Source organism: Halomonas sp. 18071143, from assembly GCF_019211725.1.
Classification (GTDB): Bacteria; Pseudomonadota; Gammaproteobacteria; order Pseudomonadales; family Halomonadaceae; genus Vreelandella; species Vreelandella stevensii.
This window is the reverse complement of sequence record NZ_CP078120.1, coordinates 1508344-1526166: the sequence shown is the minus strand read 5'-3', so window position 1 is coordinate 1526166 and position 17823 is coordinate 1508344. Positions and strand designations below refer to the sequence as shown.

The 17823-nt window shown below is 60.0% G+C and carries 18 protein-coding genes; 1 reads left to right on the top strand and 17 read right to left on the bottom strand.

Annotated elements, in window-relative coordinates; genetic code table 11:
* Window positions 1–16 precede the first annotated feature (16 nt).
* The 6 genes from nrdE to KVY02_RS07045 form a co-directional block, all read right to left on the bottom strand.
* Window positions 17–2098: a class 1b ribonucleoside-diphosphate reductase subunit alpha gene (nrdE, locus tag KVY02_RS07070; protein WP_371317418.1), complete on the bottom strand. Its 2082-nt coding sequence runs from the start codon at window positions 2096–2098 to the stop codon at window positions 17–19.
* A 98-nt stretch (window positions 2099–2196) separates the two neighbouring features.
* Window positions 2197–2646: a class Ib ribonucleoside-diphosphate reductase assembly flavoprotein NrdI gene (gene nrdI / locus KVY02_RS07065; RefSeq protein WP_081137118.1), complete on the bottom strand. Its 450-nt coding sequence runs from the start codon at window positions 2644–2646 to the stop codon at window positions 2197–2199.
* Between the two features lie 10 nt (window positions 2647–2656).
* On the bottom strand, window positions 2657–2878 hold the full coding sequence (gene nrdH / locus KVY02_RS07060; protein ID WP_039177227.1) for a glutaredoxin-like protein NrdH: 222 nt from the start codon (window positions 2876–2878) through the stop codon (window positions 2657–2659).
* A gap of 252 nt (window positions 2879–3130) precedes the next feature.
* Window positions 3131–3742 (bottom strand): superoxide dismutase, encoded by a 612-nt coding sequence (locus tag KVY02_RS07055; protein WP_081137116.1) that lies wholly within the window; start codon window positions 3740–3742, stop codon window positions 3131–3133.
* A 213-nt stretch (window positions 3743–3955) separates the two neighbouring features.
* A complete protein-coding gene (locus KVY02_RS07050) occupies window positions 3956–4882 on the bottom strand; it encodes an electron transfer flavoprotein subunit alpha/FixB family protein (protein WP_081137114.1) in 927 nt (308 codons plus the stop codon).
* Window positions 4883–4909: 27 nt separating this feature from the next.
* Window positions 4910–5659, bottom strand: coding sequence for an electron transfer flavoprotein subunit beta/FixA family protein (locus tag KVY02_RS07045; RefSeq protein WP_218314848.1), 750 nt, complete (start codon window positions 5657–5659; stop codon window positions 4910–4912).
* A 358-nt stretch (window positions 5660–6017) separates the two neighbouring features.
* On the opposite strand from KVY02_RS07045, the gene KVY02_RS07040 reads away from it, so the two are divergent.
* Window positions 6018–7682, top strand: coding sequence for an electron transfer flavoprotein-ubiquinone oxidoreductase (locus tag KVY02_RS07040; RefSeq protein ID WP_081137110.1), 1665 nt, complete (start codon window positions 6018–6020; stop codon window positions 7680–7682).
* A 24-nt stretch (window positions 7683–7706) separates the two neighbouring features.
* On the opposite strand, the gene KVY02_RS07035 is transcribed toward KVY02_RS07040, so the two are convergent.
* From KVY02_RS07035 to fabG, 11 genes are all read right to left on the bottom strand, one after another.
* Window positions 7707–9911, bottom strand: coding sequence for an ATP-dependent helicase (locus KVY02_RS07035; RefSeq protein WP_081137108.1), 2205 nt, complete (start codon window positions 9909–9911; stop codon window positions 7707–7709).
* On the bottom strand, window positions 9908–10468 hold the full coding sequence (locus KVY02_RS07030; protein ID WP_081137106.1) for a DUF1285 domain-containing protein: 561 nt from the start codon (window positions 10466–10468) through the stop codon (window positions 9908–9910). The genes KVY02_RS07035 and KVY02_RS07030 overlap by 4 nt, the downstream gene beginning before the upstream one ends.
* A gap of 27 nt (window positions 10469–10495) precedes the next feature.
* On the bottom strand, window positions 10496–11329 hold the full coding sequence (locus KVY02_RS07025) for a TatD family hydrolase (protein WP_081137104.1): 834 nt from the start codon (window positions 11327–11329) through the stop codon (window positions 10496–10498).
* 37 nt (window positions 11330–11366) lie between these two features.
* Entirely contained in the window at window positions 11367–11702 is a 336-nt protein-coding gene (locus tag KVY02_RS07020) for a PilZ domain-containing protein (protein WP_016913557.1), read from the bottom strand.
* A 24-nt stretch (window positions 11703–11726) separates the two neighbouring features.
* Window positions 11727–12710: a DNA polymerase III subunit delta' gene (locus tag KVY02_RS07015; protein ID WP_016913556.1), complete on the bottom strand. Its 984-nt coding sequence runs from the start codon at window positions 12708–12710 to the stop codon at window positions 11727–11729.
* Entirely contained in the window at window positions 12701–13354 is a 654-nt protein-coding gene (tmk, locus tag KVY02_RS07010) for a dTMP kinase (protein ID WP_016913555.1), read from the bottom strand. The genes KVY02_RS07015 and tmk overlap by 10 nt, the downstream gene beginning before the upstream one ends.
* 54 nt (window positions 13355–13408) lie before the next feature.
* A complete protein-coding gene (gene mltG, locus KVY02_RS07005) occupies window positions 13409–14416 on the bottom strand; it encodes an endolytic transglycosylase MltG (RefSeq protein WP_100730802.1) in 1008 nt (335 codons plus the stop codon).
* Window positions 14417–14451: 35 nt separating this feature from the next.
* Window positions 14452–15252: an aminodeoxychorismate lyase gene (gene pabC, locus KVY02_RS07000; RefSeq protein WP_100730801.1), complete on the bottom strand. Its 801-nt coding sequence runs from the start codon at window positions 15250–15252 to the stop codon at window positions 14452–14454.
* A 6-nt stretch (window positions 15253–15258) separates the two neighbouring features.
* Window positions 15259–16497 (bottom strand): beta-ketoacyl-ACP synthase II, encoded by a 1239-nt coding sequence (gene fabF, locus KVY02_RS06995; RefSeq protein WP_081194088.1) that lies wholly within the window; start codon window positions 16495–16497, stop codon window positions 15259–15261.
* 194 nt (window positions 16498–16691) lie between these two features.
* Complete coding sequence (gene acpP, locus KVY02_RS06990) at window positions 16692–16925, bottom strand: acyl carrier protein (RefSeq protein ID WP_008956801.1); 234 nt, start codon at window positions 16923–16925, stop codon at window positions 16692–16694.
* 124 nt (window positions 16926–17049) lie between these two features.
* Window positions 17050–17793 carry a 3-oxoacyl-ACP reductase FabG gene (gene fabG / locus KVY02_RS06985; protein ID WP_016913551.1) on the bottom strand — a complete coding sequence of 248 codons (744 nt, stop codon included), beginning with the start codon at window positions 17791–17793 and terminating at the stop codon, window positions 17050–17052.
* Window positions 17794–17823 lie beyond the last annotated feature (30 nt).

Here is a 17823-nt window from a genome sequence, read left to right as displayed (position 1 = left end):
GCCAGTGGGAATATCGTTACAGCGTGCAGGAGACACAGCCTTCTACCTCGGTGCCTTCCAGCGCGCTTTGGCGCAAGCGAATGTAGTAAAGGGTCTTGATACCCTTCCGCCATGCATAGATCTGCGCCTTGTTGATATCCCGAGTGGTAGCGGTATCAGGGAAGAACAGTGTCAGTGACAGCCCCTGATCCACATGCTTCGACGCTTCTGCATAAGTATCGATGATTTTCTCAGGGCCAATTTCATAGGCATCCTGAAAGTAATCGAAGTTGTCTTCATTCAAGAACGGCGCCGGATAATAGACCCGCCCCAGCTTGCCTTCTTTACGAATCTCGATTCTCGCCGCCACCGGATGAATACTGGAAGTGGAGTTGTTGATATAGGAGATCGAGCCCGTGGGCGGCACTGCCTGCAAGTTGCGGTTGTACAGGCCGTGCGCCATGACCGAGGCCTTCAGGGCCTGCCAATCTTCCTGGGTCGGCAGCGCAATACCACTGCGTTCGAACAGCTGGCGTACTTTTTCGGTACGCGGCAGCCAGGCCTGGTCGGTGTACTTGTCGAAGAACGTGCCCGACGCGTAGGTGGAGTCCTCGAAACCGGCGAAGGTGGCGCCATGCTCAATGGCCAGCTGGTTCGAGGCACGAATGGCATGGAACGCGACGCAGTAGAAGTACAGGTTGGTGAAATCCAACCCCTCTTCCGAGCCATAATAGATGTGCTCACGCGCCAGGAAACCGTGCAGGTTCATCTGCCCCAGACCAATCGCACGCGACTTGGCATTCCCTTCGGCAATCGAGGGCACGCTGCTCAGGTTGCTCATTTCGGACACGGCCGTCAGGCCGCGAATGGCGATTTCGACGCTGGTGCCGATATCGCCCGAATCCATGACCTTGGCAATGTTCATCGAGCCCAGGTTGCAGGAGATGTCCTGACCGATGTCGCGGTATCCCAGGTCGTCGTCATACTCGGTCGGCGTGTTGACCTGCAGAATCTCGGAGCAGAGGTTGCTCATGTTGATGCGACCGGCAATCGGGTTGGCGCGATTGACCGTATCTTCGAACATGATGTACGGGTAACCGGACTCGAACTGCAGCTCAGCCAGCGTCTGGAAGAAGGCGCGAGCATTGATCTTCTGCTTGCGAATGCGCGCATCCGCCACCATTTCATGGTACTTCTCGGTGACGCTGATATCGCCAAACGGCACCCCGTAGACCCGCTCTACATCGTAGGGGGAGAACAGGTACATGTCGTCGTTACGCTTGGCCAGTTCGAACGTGATATCCGGAATGGTCACGCCCAGCGAGAGCGTCTTGATGCGGATCTTTTCGTCGGCATTTTCGCGCTTGGTGTCGAGGAAACGCAGAATGTCGGGATGGTGAGCATTCAGGTACACAGCCCCGGCCCCCTGACGTGCGCCCAGCTGGTTGGCGTAGGAGAACGCATCTTCCAGCAATTTCATGATGGGAATGATGCCCGACGACTGGTTTTCGATACGCTTGATCGGCGCGCCAGACTCACGGATGTTGGTCAGCAGGAACGCCACCCCGCCGCCACGCTTGGAGAGCTGCAGCGCCGAGTTGATCGACCGACCGATCGACTCCATGTTGTCTTCGATACGCAGCAGGAAGCATGACACCAGCTCACCGCGCTGCTGTTTGCCGCAGTTCAGGAAAGTCGGCGTGGCTGGCTGGAAGCGACCACTGATCACTTCATCCACCAGCGACTTGGCCAGCGCTTCATCCCCACGCGCCAGCGTCAGCGCAACCATGCACACGCGATCTTCGTAGCGCTCCAGGTAACGCTTGCCATCGAAGGTCTTCAGCGTATAGCTGGTGTAGTACTTGAAGGCACCCAGGAAGCTGGGGAAGCGAAACTTGTAGGCATACGCCTGCTCGAACAGCGACTTGATGAATGCGAAGCTGTACTGATCGAGTACGTTGGCCTCGTAATAGCCCTCTTCCACCAGGTAGTCCAGCTTCTCTTCCAGCGAGTGGAAGAAAACCGTGTTCTGGTTGACGTGCTGAAGGAAGTACTGACGCGCTGCTTCGCGGTCCTTGTCCAACTGCAGTTCGCCGTTGGCACCGTACAGATTGAGCATCGCGTTGAGCGCATGATAATCCAGCGTACGCGCTTCGTTGGTACCCGCAGCAGGACGTTTCGCTTCTGCCGACTTCTTGGTAGCGGCGCTGGTGGACGCTACGTTGTTAGAGACTGAGCTTGACGTTTCCAAAACTCTTCTACTCCTTTGCGGACCTTGGCGACATCGTCATCGGTGCCAAACAGTTCAAAGCGATAAAGCAACGGTACCCGGCACTTTTGCGCGATGATGCGCCCTGCCAACCCGTAAGCTTCACCAAAATTCGTATTACCCGAGGCAATGACACCTCGAATGAGGTGCCGATTGTACTCATCGTTCAAGAAGCGAATCACCTGCCCCGGCACGGCGCCTTGTGCATGGCCACCGCCGTAGGTAGGCGTCACCAATATGTAAGGCTGCGTGACGCGTGGTGTGGGCTCTTCACGATTCAATGGCAGCCGCTGGGCGCTCAAGCCAAGCCTTTCGATAAACCGATGGGTATTGCCTGACTTGGTGGAAAAATAGACCAGCGTACCCGCCTGCCTGGTTTCCACCGTGGCCGTGTGCATGGCGGCTGAACTATGCCAGCGCCTGGATACGGTCAGGGCGGAAGCCGGACCAGTGATCCTCACCTACCACGACGACCGGCAACTGACGATAGCCCAGAGCTTCGACCTGCTGCTGCGCGCCAGACTCTTCCGTAATGTCGATCACGGTGTACTCCAAACCCTGCTTGTCCAGCGCACGATAGGTAGCGGTGCACTGTACGCAGGCAGGCTTGCTATAAATTTGGATTTCCATGGCTATTTTCCTTTTCATAGCGACACTTTTCGGGTAGCGCATGGTAATGGCGCCACCCCTCTGAAATTCTCCACGCATACTATATATAGATCACCAGAAAATCAATTCAAGCATATATGGTATTTTTTTCATCCACAGGTTATTGACAATCCATACCCAGCGCTATACCCAGAAACCCAAAAAAAGCCGCCCCCTAAAAGGGGGCGGCTTTGGCTGTAAAATCACGCGCTCAGGCGCAATTTTCGACCATTATCAGGCCTTGGCAGCCTGGTAGCGACGCTCGACGTCTTCCCAGTTCACGACATTGAAGAAAGCGTCAACATAGTCGGGGCGCTTGTTCTGGAACTTGAGGTAGTACGCGTGCTCCCATACATCCAGACCCAGCAGCGGCGTGTTGCCATGCATCAGAGGGCTATCCTGGTTGAGCGTGTTCTCGACGACCAGCTTCTTCTCGGGTGTGACAGATAGCCACGCCCAGCCGCTGCCAAAACGGCCCAGCGCCGCTTTTTTGAAAGCGTCCTTGAACGCATCGAAGCCACCCAGCTCAGCATCGATGGCCTTGGCAACATCACCCTGGGGCTGACCGCCACCATTGGGAGACATCATCTGCCAGAACATGGAGTGGTTGGCGTGACCACCGCCGTTGTTGATGACAGCCTGACGCTTCTCTTCCGGCACGCGATCCAGATTGGCGACCAACTCTTCTACGGGCACGTCTTCCAGACCGGTGCCTTCCAAAGCGCCGTTCAGGTTGGTCACGTAGGTGTTGTGGTGACGAGAGTGGTGAATCTCCATCGTCATCGCATCGATGTGCGGCTCGAGTGCATCGTAAGCGTACGGTAATTCAGGAAGGGTATGGGCCATGCTATCTTCTCCTTGAGTGGCTTCTATAACGTTCACTACCTAAGGTGCGGTCTTGCTTCACCCTTTTCAACTGCCGCCCCAGCAATTTTTCTACCAGCGCGACGACTTCTTTATCCCAGCACTTTAGTCAACTATTTTCAGTTTATCGAATTCATCGCCATTAAAAAAGCCGACCTCTTGCGACGTCGGCTTTTGGTAAAACGGCGTTCCTGCTTACAGCTTGCTCTCCAGCTCCGGCAGGATCTCGAACAGATCCCCCACCAGGCCGTAGTCGGCTACCTGGAAGATCGGGGCCTCTTCGTCCTTGTTGATCGCCACGATCACCTTGGAGTCTTTCATCCCCGCCAGGTGTTGAATCGCGCCGCTGATGCCCACGGCAATGTAAAGCTCGGGGGCGACGATCTTGCCGGTCTGGCCCACCTGCATGTCGTTGGGCACGAAGCCCGCGTCTACCGCCGCACGAGACGCGCCAATGGCGGCGCCCAGCTTGTCGGCAATGCCGTCCAGCAGCTTGAAGTTTTCGCCGTTGCCCATGCCGCGGCCGCCGGAGATGACGACCCTGGCACCCCCGAGTTCCGGGCGGTCGCTCTGAGCCAGCTCCTGCTTCACGAAACGGGACTGGGCGTTGTCGATGACCACGTCCACGGCGTCCACACTGGCGCTGCCGCCGCTGCCTACTGCATCGAAGGCGGTGGTACGCACGGTGATGACTTTCAGCGGGTCGTCGCTTTTCACCGTGGCGATGGCGTTACCGGCGTAGATCGGACGCAGGAAGGTGTCGGCGCTCTCGACGCCAATCACTTCCGACAGCTGGCTGACGTCTTTCAGCGCGGCCAGCCGGGGCAGCACGTTCTTGCCGGTGGTGGAGGCGCTGGTCAGCACGTGGGTGTAGTCGTCGGCCAGGGCGACCAGCAGCGCGCCCATGGGCTCGGCAAGCTGATGGGCGTAGACGGCGTTGTCTGCCACGCGCACCTTGCTCACGCCGTCGAGTGTCGCGGCAGCTTCGGCGGCGGTCTGGACGCCTTCACCGGCGACCAGTACATCGATATCGCCACCGATCGCCTGGGCGGCTGCCACGACGTGGGCGGTGGCGCTGGCCAGTTGGCCGTCATGCAGGTCGGCAAGTACCAGAATGCTCATGAGATCAGTTCCTTTCAAAGCGCGTTATCAAAGCACCTTGGCTTCGTTTTTCAGTTTGTCGATCAGCTCGTCCACCGAGGCGACCTTGATACCGCCCTTGCGCTCGGCGGGGGATTCCACTTTGAGCAGCGTGACCCTGGAGTCTACCTCCACGCCATAGTCGGCGGGGGTTTTGACATCCAGCGGCTTTTTCTTGGCCTTCATGATGTCCGGCAGCTTGGCGTAGCGCGGCTCGTTGAGGCGCAGGTCGGTGGTGACGATAGCGGGCAGCGTGAGGGCGACGGTTTGCAGGCCGCCGTCGATTTCACGGGTGACGTTGACCTTGTCGCCGTCTACCGCCACTTCCGAAGCAAACGTGCCTTGCGGCAGGTTAGTGAGGGCTGCCAGCATCTGGCCGGTCTGGTTGTTGTCGGTGTCGATGGCCTGTTTGCCGAGGATCACCAAACCGGGCTGCTCTTCATCCACCACTTTGGCCAGCAGTTTGGCCACCGCCAGCGATTCGACACGCTCGTCGGTCTCGATGTGGATGGCGCGGTCGGCCCCCAGCGCCAACGCGGTGCGCAGCTGCTCCTGGGCGGCCTTGGGGCCTACGGTCACGGCCACGACCTCGGTGGCTACGCCCTTCTCTTTCAGGCGCACGGCTTCTTCTACGGCAATTTCGCAGAAGGGGTTCATGGCCATTTTGACGTTGGTAAGATCCACGTCAGAATGATCCGCTTTAACGCGGATTTTGACGTTGTAGTCGATGACGCGTTTTACCGCGACCAGTACTTTCATAGGTTCCTCGCTTGGCCTGGATGATAGCCGTTGACCTGAACAGACGCCGCTCGGATGGCAGCGTAAAAAAATTCATGCAAGCGTTTGATAGGCTAGTAAATGAAAAACCCTATCAATTTGCCACAGCCTACCTTTATGCAACAACACCTAATCACTGCGGCCTTGGTCGTAGTCGCTGGCGGCTTTTACCGTAAAGTGCGCTTTTGCCATCGTAGGGGTTACCTGACACAGGTATTATGCCTATCATGGGTGATAACCAGAAGCAAACGACCGTTTTAAATTAAGGCCATCTTTTCATAAGCTAGTGCTCAATCGCTAGCACCGACGAGTGGCACTTATGAGAATAAGGAGAAACCGGGTGGAAACCGTTGAACGCGATGTAATGGATTTTGACGTGGTCATCGTGGGCGCAGGCCCCTCTGGACTGGCCGCCGCCTGCCGTTTGATGCAACAGGCCAACGCAGCGGAACAAGAACTGACCGTTTGCGTGGTTGAGAAAGGGTCTGAGGTAGGAGCGCATATTCTGTCTGGCGCGGTGTTCGAACCCCGCGCCCTAGCGGAGCTTTTTCCCGACTGGGAAGAGCGCGGCGCTCCTCTGAACACGCCCGCCACGCGCGACGATGTTTATTTGCTGAAGGATGCCAAAAAGGCGCAGAAAATCCCCAATGCGCTGGTACCCAAAAGCATGCACAACACCGGCGGTGAACTGACCCGCTACGTGATCAGCGCAGGCAACCTGTGCCGCTGGCTGGGTGAGCAGGCAGAATCCCTGGGCGTCGAGATATTTCCGGGCTTCGCCGCCCAGGAAGTGATCATCGAGGATGACGTGGTGCGCGGCATTCTGATTGGCGACATGGGCATCGGTGCCGATGGCACCCCCAAGGATAGCCACATGCCCGGCATGGAGCTGCGCGCCAAGTACACGCTATTTGCCGAGGGCGCCAGAGGCCATCTAGGCAAACGCCTGATCAAGCAGTTCTCGCTGGATGCTGGTCGAGACCCTCAACACTACGGCATCGGGCTGAAAGAGCTATGGGATGTACCCGCCGACAAGCACGAGCCTGGCCTGGTGGTTCACGGCTCTGGCTGGCCGCTGGACAGCAAGACCCACGGTGGCTGGTTTCTCTACCACGCCGAAAACCAGCAGGTCGTGGTGGGGCTGATCATGGACCTGGGCTATCAGAATCCGTGGCTCTCGCCCTTCGACGAATTCCAGCGCATGAAGCATCACCCGGTGCTCAGCCAATATCTGGAAGGCGGCAAGCGGGTGGCTTATGGCGCGCGCGCGATTGCCAAGGGAGGCTTCAACTGCCTGCCCAGGATGACCTTCCCCGGTGGTCTGCTGATTGGTTGTGACGCGGGCACGCTGAACTTTGCCAAGATCAAGGGCCTGCACACCGCCATGAAATCAGGCATGGTGGCGGCGGAGAGCGTCTTCGAAGCCATCAAGGGCGGCGACGAGGGTGGGCAGACGCTGGCCAGCTTCGAACGCTTGTGGGAAGCCAGCTGGGCTTACCAGGAGTTGAAAGAGAGCGCCAGCTTTGGTCCGGCGATCCATAAATATGGCACGGTCGGCGGCGGGGCTTATAACTTCGCGAACCAACTGCTGGGCAACAAGCTGCCCAACGTGCACGACACCACCACCGACCACGGTGCCCTGAAACCGGCGGCCGAATTCGAGAAGATTCAGTATCCGAAGCCGGACGGCAAGCTGTCCTTCGACAAGTCCACCTCGGTATTTCTCTCGAACACCAACCATGAGGAAGACCAGCCCTGCCACCTGCGCCTCGCAGACCCAGAGCTGCCGATTCGTGACAATCTGCCCAAGTATGCCGAGCCTGCCCAGCGCTACTGCCCGGCGGGGGTGTATGAAGTCGTCGAAGATGATCAAGGCAAGCCGCGCTTCCAGATTAACTTCCAGAACTGCGTACACTGCAAAACCTGTGATATTAAAGACCCCGCCCAGAATATTACCTGGGTAGCCCCTGAAGGCGGTGGCGGCCCGAACTATCCAAATATGTAACAGGGATAGCAATGGTGCAGCTGGCTACGCTGGCTGCACCGGAGGCTCCATCACCTCAATAGGTGCACGGCGGGCGATGAGACGACGTCGCCCCGCTTGCACAAACCGCACATCAATCACCGGGTCGGACGGATTACCCTCTACTGCCGCCACTTCGCCTTCCCCAAATACGGCATGTCGCAGACGCTGGCCCGGGTAGAACGACATGGTCACTTGATAGTCCGCAGGGGTTTCCTTGAGCTGCGAGGCAGTCAGAACGATATCACTGCGTCCCAACCGGTCGAGGTAGCGTCTCACCAACCCAGGCGACGATACCTCCAGCGGCTCGGCGCTGCCGCCCTCATCATGCAGGCATTCAGCAATACGCACGGCATCCTGCCAGGCGCTTTCACCAATGAAACGACTAGGGCGATGAGCGCCACCGTCATGCAGCACCAGCAACTGCTCTTTGGCGCGGGTGATGGCCACATAAAACAGCCGCCGCTCCTCTTCCAGACGCTCATCGCTGAGCGGGTTGTCGCGGCTGTAGTGGGGAAAGTCCTCTTCATTGACGCCGGCCACCGCCACCAGCGGCCACTCCAGGCCTTTGGCACCATGCACCGTGGTAATCAACACGCCCTGGGCCTGATTCTCCACTGGGCGCTCCAGCAGCTCGATGAAGGCATCGGGGTCCCGAACGCTCTCCGCCTGTTCGATCAACACGTCCAGCAGACGCACGTCTTCCTCGCCTTTATCGCGCCGAGCAGCCGCGCGCTTGAGGGTTTTCTCGGCATCGATGGTATCCACCACGTGATGCAGCAGCCGGGCTGGCGGCCAGCCAGCCAAACGCGGCAGCTCGCACAGCAGCTCCCAGCGTTTTTTCAGCGTGCGCCGCTGCAAGGGTTTGAGCGCGGACAGCACGGCGTCATCTCGCTCTGGCCAGCGCTGGGTGGCCGCCAGCTGAGACGCCAGGCGCTGCAGGCGCTCACGGGCCACGAACGGCGCGGGCTGGGACAGCAACAGCAGCAGATGCTCGGGATCGTGCAGCAACTCGGCCCGCCGCGACAGCTTCAAATAGCCTGCCAGTGCCTGTACCAGCGGCAGGCGAAACACGAAGCGATCCTCACGCAGCAGCCGAAAAGGCACCCCGGCCTGCAGCAGCGCCAGCTGAAAAGGCACCGAAAGCGCCCAGCTGCGCACCAGCAGGCTGGCATCACTCAATGCCCGCCCCTGGGCCTGCCAGTCCATCAAGGCATCCAGCAACAGGCGGCTGCCCTGCCCCACGCGGACCTGAGTCTTCGGATTCTGGGCAGCCGCCAGGCATAGCTGGTCGGGGCGGCGCTGGTTCGCCATGATGGCGTGGTTGGCCGTCAGCGCCAGCGCGTGTCCATGGCGAAAGGTCGTGGAGAGCGGGTAATCCGTGGCGGTGCCGAAGGTGGCGGTAAAGTTTTCCAGCATGGTGTCCGGCCTGGCACCCCGCCATTCATAGATGCACTGATTGGCATCTCCTACTGCCATGACGCTGGCATCAGGGCCTGCCAGCACGGCCAACAGCCGCTGCTGAACGGTATTGATATCCTGGTATTCATCCACGATGACGTGGTCGAGGAATCCTTCGACCCGCTGACGCAAAGCAGGCTCGGCCTCCAGCGCTTGCAGCGGGCGGTAGAGCAAGTCCGCGTAAGTCATGACGCCTTCGGCTTCCAGCAGGCGCTCGGCCTCGCTGAAGGCTGCCGGAAAGTAATCGGTGTCAGGCTCGTAGCTTAGCTGCTCATACAGCGTGGCAGCAGGCAACATCTCTGCTTTGACCAGAGCACAAAAATGGGCCAGCGCTTCCAGGCGCTCCCCTTCCAGGGCGGCATCCCGTTGCTCGGCATCGCCCAGCACATTGAGACTTGCCTGGCGCAGCAAACGCTCCATCTGCCACTCGGCAGAGAGCAGCCGCCGCGGCGCCAGCGCCCCCCAACGACACAAACTTTGCGTGAGCCGATGCCCGAGCGAATGGAAGGTACGTACATCCGGCAGGACTTGCCCCTGCGGCGCCATTTTGGCAAGGCGACGCTGAAAATCATCCTTGGCCGAGCGGTTGAACATCAGTACCAGCATCCGCCGCGGGGAGACTCCCTGCGCCAACAGGTGCAGCACGCGTGCGGCCATGGTGGTCGTTTTACCGGCTCCTGCTACCGCCGCGACCCGTGCATGCCCGGCATCGTGGTGAACGACGGCCTGCTGTTCGGCGGTCAGTTTCACGAGACCTCACCCGCCACGCCGTGATCCCACATGCCCAGCCGATACCATTCACCCGCACTGTAGAGACGGCACTCGCTGCGGCCACCGGCCAGCTCGTGTATCTGGGCCTGCTCGACCAGTCGGTAGAACACGTTGCGATGCAGGCGCGCGGCCAGGCCAAAGCGCACCGCACACTCGGGGGCCAACTCTCCGTCGGGGGTGGCGGTCAGCGTCAGCGGGTGCTGGTGGTCCAGCCGCACCACATCGTCGAACTGAGTCTTGAACCACCAGGCGTCAGCGTAGAAATCCGCTTCCACGATCAGCAGCGGACGGTCCACTACTTGAACGCGCCAGCGCTCCGCAGGTGTCACCAGGCAGTAGCCCTCATCGTCCAGGCGCAGCAGGCTTGCCAGCAGCTTCGCCACCGCCGGGCGCGCAAACGGCTGCCCCTCGTGCTGCCAGGTGCCGTCTGGATGAATCACGATATCCATGTCGCCAGACAGCGCAGGATGCCAGGTATCCAGCGGGGGAATATCTGCCGCGTCACCCCGTTGCTGCAGTAGCCGATCCAGCGTCATCGCCCTTCTCCTGAACTGCGCCGAGCGCTATACCAACAGACCGGACTGGGCCAGCGCTTCTTTGACATGAGGCGGTGCATCGGGAACGGCACCACGAAACAGATGGTAGAAATTGGCGGTAGTCTGCATGGCGACCTCGTCGGTGGTGATGCCGCGCTGCTGAGCAATGCACTCGGCGACTTCGACGACCCAGGCAGGCTCATTGGGTTTACCACGATAGGGCACGGGGGCCAGATAAGGACTATCGGTTTCAATCAGCAGCCTGTCGAGGGGCAGCTGTCGAGCCAACTCTCGCAATGGCGCTGCGTTACGAAACGTGATGATTCCCGACAGCGAAATGTAGAAGCCGAGCCGGACGGCCTCTCGGGCCATGTCCAGATCTTCGGTGAAGCAGTGCAATACCCCGCCGACGTGAGGATCGGCGTATTCGCGCAGCAGGGCCAGGGTGTCCTCCTTGGCCTCTCGAGTATGCACGATGACCGGCAGCTCGAGTTCGGAGGCAGCGATCAGGTGACGCTTGAAGCGTTCATGCTGAACGGCCTGAGGCACGCTCTCCTGATAGTGGTAGTCCAGCCCGGTTTCCCCGATGGCCACCACGTCGTACTGCTGGGCGGCCTCCACGATCTGCTCCACGCTGGGCTCTACCGGAGCCTGGTGCAGCGGATGCAGCCCTGCCGATATCACCACATCCTCATGTGCCCTGGCGATGGCGGCCAGACCAGGCAACGCTTCCAGCGAGGTCGAGATGGCCAGAAACTGATGCACGTGAGCAGCACGCGCTGCTGCCAGCGTGGCAGCCACGTCGCCGCCGTGGGTAAGCTCGGATAGGCGGTCCAGATGACAGTGTGAATCAACGAACATGAAAATCTCGCAGGGGATGAGTGGCGTGACGAAAATATTACAACGTGAACGAAGGCGGTGCCTTGTCCAACTGACCGGCCAGCAAGGTTTCGATCCGGTCGCGGACAGGGTAATCCTGTTGGCTGAAATGCACCCCGATGCCCGGCATCCGCCGACCGCTGACACCTTCAGGCGAAATCCAGATGACCTGACCACTGACAGAAAGGCGTTCGGTCTCCCCCGGCAGCGTCAACAGCAATACCACCGGCTGCCCGAGACGATAGAGCGAAGGCGTGGGGACGAAGATCCCGCCGCGATCCAGAAAAGGCATATAGGCAGCGAGCAGCGTAGGCACATCCGGTATGGTCAAGGAGAGCGCTTTTTGAGCAGCCATCACCACCTCGTCAAAAACACGTTGTCATGAGCGCAGCAGGGCCGACCAGCGCACCAGCCAGGCCTCCAGCACCAGTTGCGGGTTGGGGTTGGCTCCAACGGCCAGTAGCCGACGTTGCTCGCGGGCGTAATCGAGCAGCCGAAACCAATCCTGAACCCGGCCATTCTTGACGGCTTGCCGATACAGCGGCGCAAGATCGGGGTTATGCAAAGCACTTTGCTCGCCCGACAGCCCTAGCCGGATCAAGTCTTCAAGCCAGGCGATACCGTACCACAAGATCGAATCGATCGCCTGACGATCCAACCGCGCCGCCTCCGCCACCGGCTCGGCGCCTCTGACCAGCTGCTCAAAGCAGTCATGAATCTGATGGCGTAGCGCCCGCTCCTCCGGCGCCGCCAGCTCCACCGCCAGCAAGGGCAGTCCGCCTGAAACTTGCCACCAGAAGTGTGCCTCGTCACCGCCCAACTGCTGGGTCAGCCAGCCACGGCACTCGTCGAATGCCACGCTGGGTAGCGCCCACTGCTGGCAGCGCGAACGGATGGTGGGCAGCGTGCGAGAGGGTACATCGGAGAGCAGAATGAACAGCGTCTTTTCACCCGGCTCCTCGAGGCTCTTGAGCAGCGCATTGGCCGCCGCGATGTTCATGGCCTCCGCCGGTGACACGACGATGACTCGGTAACCGCCCTGCTGGGCCGTTTGTGACACGAAACGGTTGACCTCGCGAATGGGGTCTATGCGAATTTGACGCTTGCCCTCCTCCGGCGACACCCTCAGCAGGTCGGGGTGATAGCCTGACGCCAGCATATGGCAAGCATGGCAATGACCACACGCCTGGTCACCGGGCTGCGCGCATAGCGTGCGTGCGATCAGCGCTTCGGCAAGCTGCTGCTTGCCCACCCCATGGGCGCCGCTGAGCAGCAGCGCATGGGGCATGCGACCGCTGTCGGCCAAGCGAACCAGCTGCCGCCACGTCGCCTGGTGCCACGGCAAGACATCATTTACGACCATTGCGCCATCCGTGTTTCCAGTGCGCGCGCAATGGCCGCCTGCACGCTTTCGAGAGGCTGTGCCGCATCGACCACGGCAAAGCGCTGCGGTGCCGCTTGGGCCCGCGCCAGGTAAGCCTCACGCACGGCGCCGAAAAACGCGGCCTGCTCCTGCTCGAAACGGTCGCGCTGGGTATTGAGATCACGCAACCGCCCCTCCAGGCGTTGGCGGGCAGCCTCGACGGGCATGTCCAGCAGCAGCGTCAAATCCGGCGCAAGCCCTTGCTGAACGAAGCACTCCAACTGAGCAATGCGCGCCGGATCGATGCCACGCCCGCCACCCTGATACGCAAAGGTGGCGTCGGTGAAGCGGTCACACACTACCCAGGCACCGCGCTCCAGGGCCGGCACGATTTTTTCCGCCAGATGCTGTGCTCGGGCTGCAAAGACCAGCAGTAGCTCAGCGTCCACGCTCAGCGGCTCCTGGGGTGCAGGATCCAGCAGCAGCTCGCGAATGGCTTCGGCACGCGGCGTGCCACCGGGCTCACGAGTTCGCACTACGTCGAGCCCCTGCTCTTTCAGCCAGGCCTCCACGAACGCCACGTTGGTAGATTTTCCGACGCCCTCACCGCCCTCCAGGGTGATGAAGCGACCACGCTTGCTCATTGCTGCCCCTTACGGAATAGATACGCCATGATAATGCTCGCCATGATCTGTGTGTCAGCGGTTGCGAATATAGCGATTCACCGCATTGTTGTGCTCGCGCAGGGTGCGCGAAAAGTGGTGCGTACCATCGCCACGGGAAACGAAGTAGAGCGTTTCACCCGGCAACGGATTCACCGCCGCCTCCAGCGAGGCGCGCCCCGGCATGGCGATGGGCGTGGGCGGAAGGCCATCGATCACGTAAGTATTGTAGGGGGTTGCCTCGCGGATGTCGGCGCGAGTAATGCGCCCCTGATAACGCTCGCCCATGCCATAGATGATGGTCGGGTCGGTCTGCAGCCGCATGCCCCGCTCCATGCGCCGCTTGAACACCCCGGCGATTTCACGACGCTCTTCCGGCGCACCGGTTTCGCGTTCGATCAACGACGCCATGATCAACGCCTCGTAAGGGGTATCGATGGTCAGGTCGTCATCACGCTGCTCCCAGACCTCTTCCAGGATTCGCTCCATGCGGCTCAGCGACTGGCGCAGAATATCCACATCACTCATGCCCAGGTGGTAGCGGTAGGTATCCGGAAAGAACCAACCCTCAGGAAACGTGCCTTCACGCCCCAATAAGGCCATGACCTCGTCATCGCTCATCTCGGCAGTGCGATTTTCCAGCTTCGGGGCACTGTCCAGCAAAGCGCGCATCTGGCGGAAGGTCCACCCTTCCGGGATGGTCAACGAGTACGTCACCACGTTGTTGCTGCCCAGCAGTGCCACCAACTCCATACCGCTCATGCCCGGCACCAGCTGATATTCGCCTACCCGTAGGCGCGGCACTTGCTCGGGCTCCAGCCGCGCCAGCAGTTGGAAGGGCCAGCGCGCCTGGATAATGCCTTCCGCTTCCAACTGGCGAATCACCTGATTGAAGCCGGCACCGGCAGGCACCTGGTAAAGCGCAGGCTCATCCAGCGCAATGGGCGCCGCCAGACGATGCTGCCAATAGGCGTAACCACCGGCCACTGCGGCAACGCCTAGTGCAATGATCAGCCCCACGGCGATAAGAAACCGTTTCACGATGTCACCTCAGTGATTTCAAAGTCGTTGTTGACTATTCAGGCTGGATAGCCCAATAACGGATGGGCCACCTGCTGTAACGGGTCGGGGCCTTGCACCTCCGGCCAGGTACGCAAGATGCTGCCCTGCGGGTCATCCAACCGATACACGGGCCACACACCTTGCACAGAGTTGCCCACCCAAAGGCGCTCGACGCTGGAGAGCGCGCTCACAGGCAGCTTGCTCTCCCTGACATACCCCAGCTCCAGTAGCGCAGCCCGCAGCGTTCCTGCGACGCCGCAGCCATCGACGAAGGGCGTCAACAACGCCTGACCCGATTGCCAGAACAGGTTCATGCTGGTCGCTTCGATGACGTGATCGCGGTGATCGAGTAGCAGCCCTTCAGCAATGGTACTTGCCTGCCACTCCCGGCGAGCAAGCACGTTTTCGAGGCGGTTCAAGTGCTTGATGCCCGCCAACTGCGGCTGGTGACCCAGCCGCAGTTGGCATAAGCGCACGCGCACCCCCGGCTGCCAGCGCTCGGGGCTGGCAGCAAAAGGCATTCTGCGGCTCAGTAGCCTCGGCGCTATTTGATCGGGAAGCGCGTAGCCGCGCCCTCCACTGCCCCGGGTCACGATGACCTTGAGCACCTCCAGAGGTGCCTCTGCGGGGGTTTTCCACGTATCGGCAAGCGCTGAATCCGCAGGCATCGGAATACCAAGCCGCTGGCACCCCAAGGCCAATCTTGCCTGATGGTATGACCACAGCACGGGCTGCCCTTCACGCAGCAGTACCGTTTCGAACAGGCCATCCCCATACGCCAGCCCTCGGTCATCGAACGGCACCCAAGGCATGGTCATGACGCGCTATACCCGCTTGAACAGCAGCGAACCATTGGTGCCACCAAACCCGAAGGAGTTGGAGAGCGTGATATCGATGCGCATGTCGCGGGCGGTGTGGGGCACGTAGTCGAGACGACAGCCCTCCTGGGGGTTATCCAGGTTGATGGTGGGCGGTGCCACCTGATCACGAATCGCCAGAATACTGAACACCGCCTCGACCGCACCGGCCGCACCCAGCAAGTGGCCAATCATGGATTTGGTCGAGCTGACCGCTACGTCTTGCGCAGCACTGCCCAACACCTTCTCGACGGCACGGCTTTCGGCCAGGTCCCCTGCGGCCGTCGAGGTACCATGGGCATTGATATAGTCCACCTCGGAGGGGTCGATACCCGCGTCCTTGATGGCATTGCTCATGGAGAGCGCAGCGCCTCGACCATCTTCCGGCGGGGCGGTCATGTGATAGGCATCATCGCTCATGCCAAAGCCTGCCAGCTCCGCATAGATGCGTGCGCCGCGCGCCTTGGCGTGCTCGTACTCTTCCAGCACCAGTATGCCCGCCCCGTCGGACAGCACGAAACCATCGCGATCCCGATCCCAGGGGCGGCTGGCCGCTTGCGGGTCGTCATTGCGAGTAGACAAGGCGCGGGCCGCCGAGAAGCCCCCCAGGCCCAAGGGCGTAGTGGCCATTTCTGCCCCGCCACACACCATCACGTCGGCATCGCCATAGGCGATGGTACGCGCACTGTAGCCGATATTGTGAGTACCCGACGTGCAGGCCGTGGCAATCGCGATATTGGGGCCTCGGAAGCCGTGCTGAATGGCCATGTTACCGGAAATCATATTGATGATAGAGCCGGGCACGAAGAACGGCGACACGCGACGAGCGCCTCCCTTGAGCAGCGCACTGTGGTTCTGCTCGATCATCGGCAGGCCGCCAATGCCCGAGCCTACCGCCACACCAATCCGCTCGGCATTCTCTTCGGTGCACTCGATGCCAGAATCCTGAATGGCCTGGGCTCCGGCTGCCATGCCGTATTGAATGAATAGATCCATCTTGCGGGCATCTTTCGGATTCAGATAAGGGCTGATATCGAAGTCCTTGACCGAACCGCCAAACCGCGTGTTGAAACCGCTGGTATCGAAATGCTCGATGGCTGCGATTCCACTTTTACCGGCGACGATATTCGCCCACGATTCAGCCACGTTGTTGCCCACTGGGGTCACCAGGCCTAACCCGGTTACCACTACCCTTCTCCGCGCCATCAGTTTTCCTCCAGGCATCCATGGTGACACGACCCGTCCGGGTCATTTTGCAGCACAAAATTGGTGACTAGTATAACGGAGATTGCACGGTATATTCATTGTGACTGCAAAGCAAAAAAGCCGCCCCACATCAGGACGGCTTTTTTAACATGGGTGACAGCCTGCCACCCTGGTTCACAGCGTCGACCGAGCCCTTACTGGTGGGCGTTTACGTAGTCGATGGCTTCCTGAACCGTGGTGATCTTCTCGGCTTCTTCGTCGGGGATCTCGGTGTCGAATTCCTCTTCAAGCGCCATCACCAGTTCAACGGTGTCCAGAGAGTCAGCACCCAGGTCTTCTGTGAAAGAAGAGCTATTCTGGATATCTTCTTCTTTTACGTTCAGGCGCTCAGCCACAACTTTTTTAACGCGCTCTTCAATAGTACTCATCAACGTACTCCAGTCGTTCACATTAGCCGTTAGAGATAACCAGCTATTTGGAAACCGCAAGCCAAAAGCTGCGGGGTAGTTTATAGACGCCCTCAAGCTGACGCAACCGCCAGTCTCAAGGCCATCAACGCATATTCATACCGCCATTGACATGCAGGGTTTCACCCGTGATGTAACCTGCAGCATCACTGGTCAGGAACCCCACTGCGGCGGCGATCTCTTCCGGCCCACCCAAGCGAGCGAGCGGAATCTGCTTGAGCAGCATCTCGTGCTGCGCTTCCGGCAGCGCTTCGGTCATGTCGGTGGCGATGAAACCCGGTGCCACGGCATTGACCGTGATCGCACGCGAGGCAACTTCACGGGCCAGTGCACGACTGAACCCTTCCATGCCTGCCTTGGCGGCCGCGTAGTTGGCCTGGCCCAGGTTACCCATGGTCGCCACCACCGAGCTGATCGACACGATACGACCAAAGCGAGCCTTGGTCATGCCGCGCAAACAAGCCTTGCTGACACGATAGACGGATTTGAGGTTGGTATCCATGACGGAGTCCCACTCCTCTTCCTTCATGCGCATGAGCAGGTTATCACGAGTGATACCGGCATTGTTGACCAGAATGGTCGGCGCACCAAAGCGTTCGGCAATGTTCTTCAACACCTCATCGATGCTGGCCTGATCGGTCACGTTCAGACACAGGCCTGCACCTTCGATACCATTGGCCTTGAGATCGGCATCGATCTTCTCGGCACCCGACTCACTGGTGGCAGTACCTACCACGATGCGCCCTTGGCGGCCTAGCTCATGCGCAATGGCTCGCCCGATACCTCGGCTGGCACCAGTTACCAGCGCCACTCGTTTTTCTTGCGTCATTTCGTTTATCCTTTCACCAAACTAGCAAAG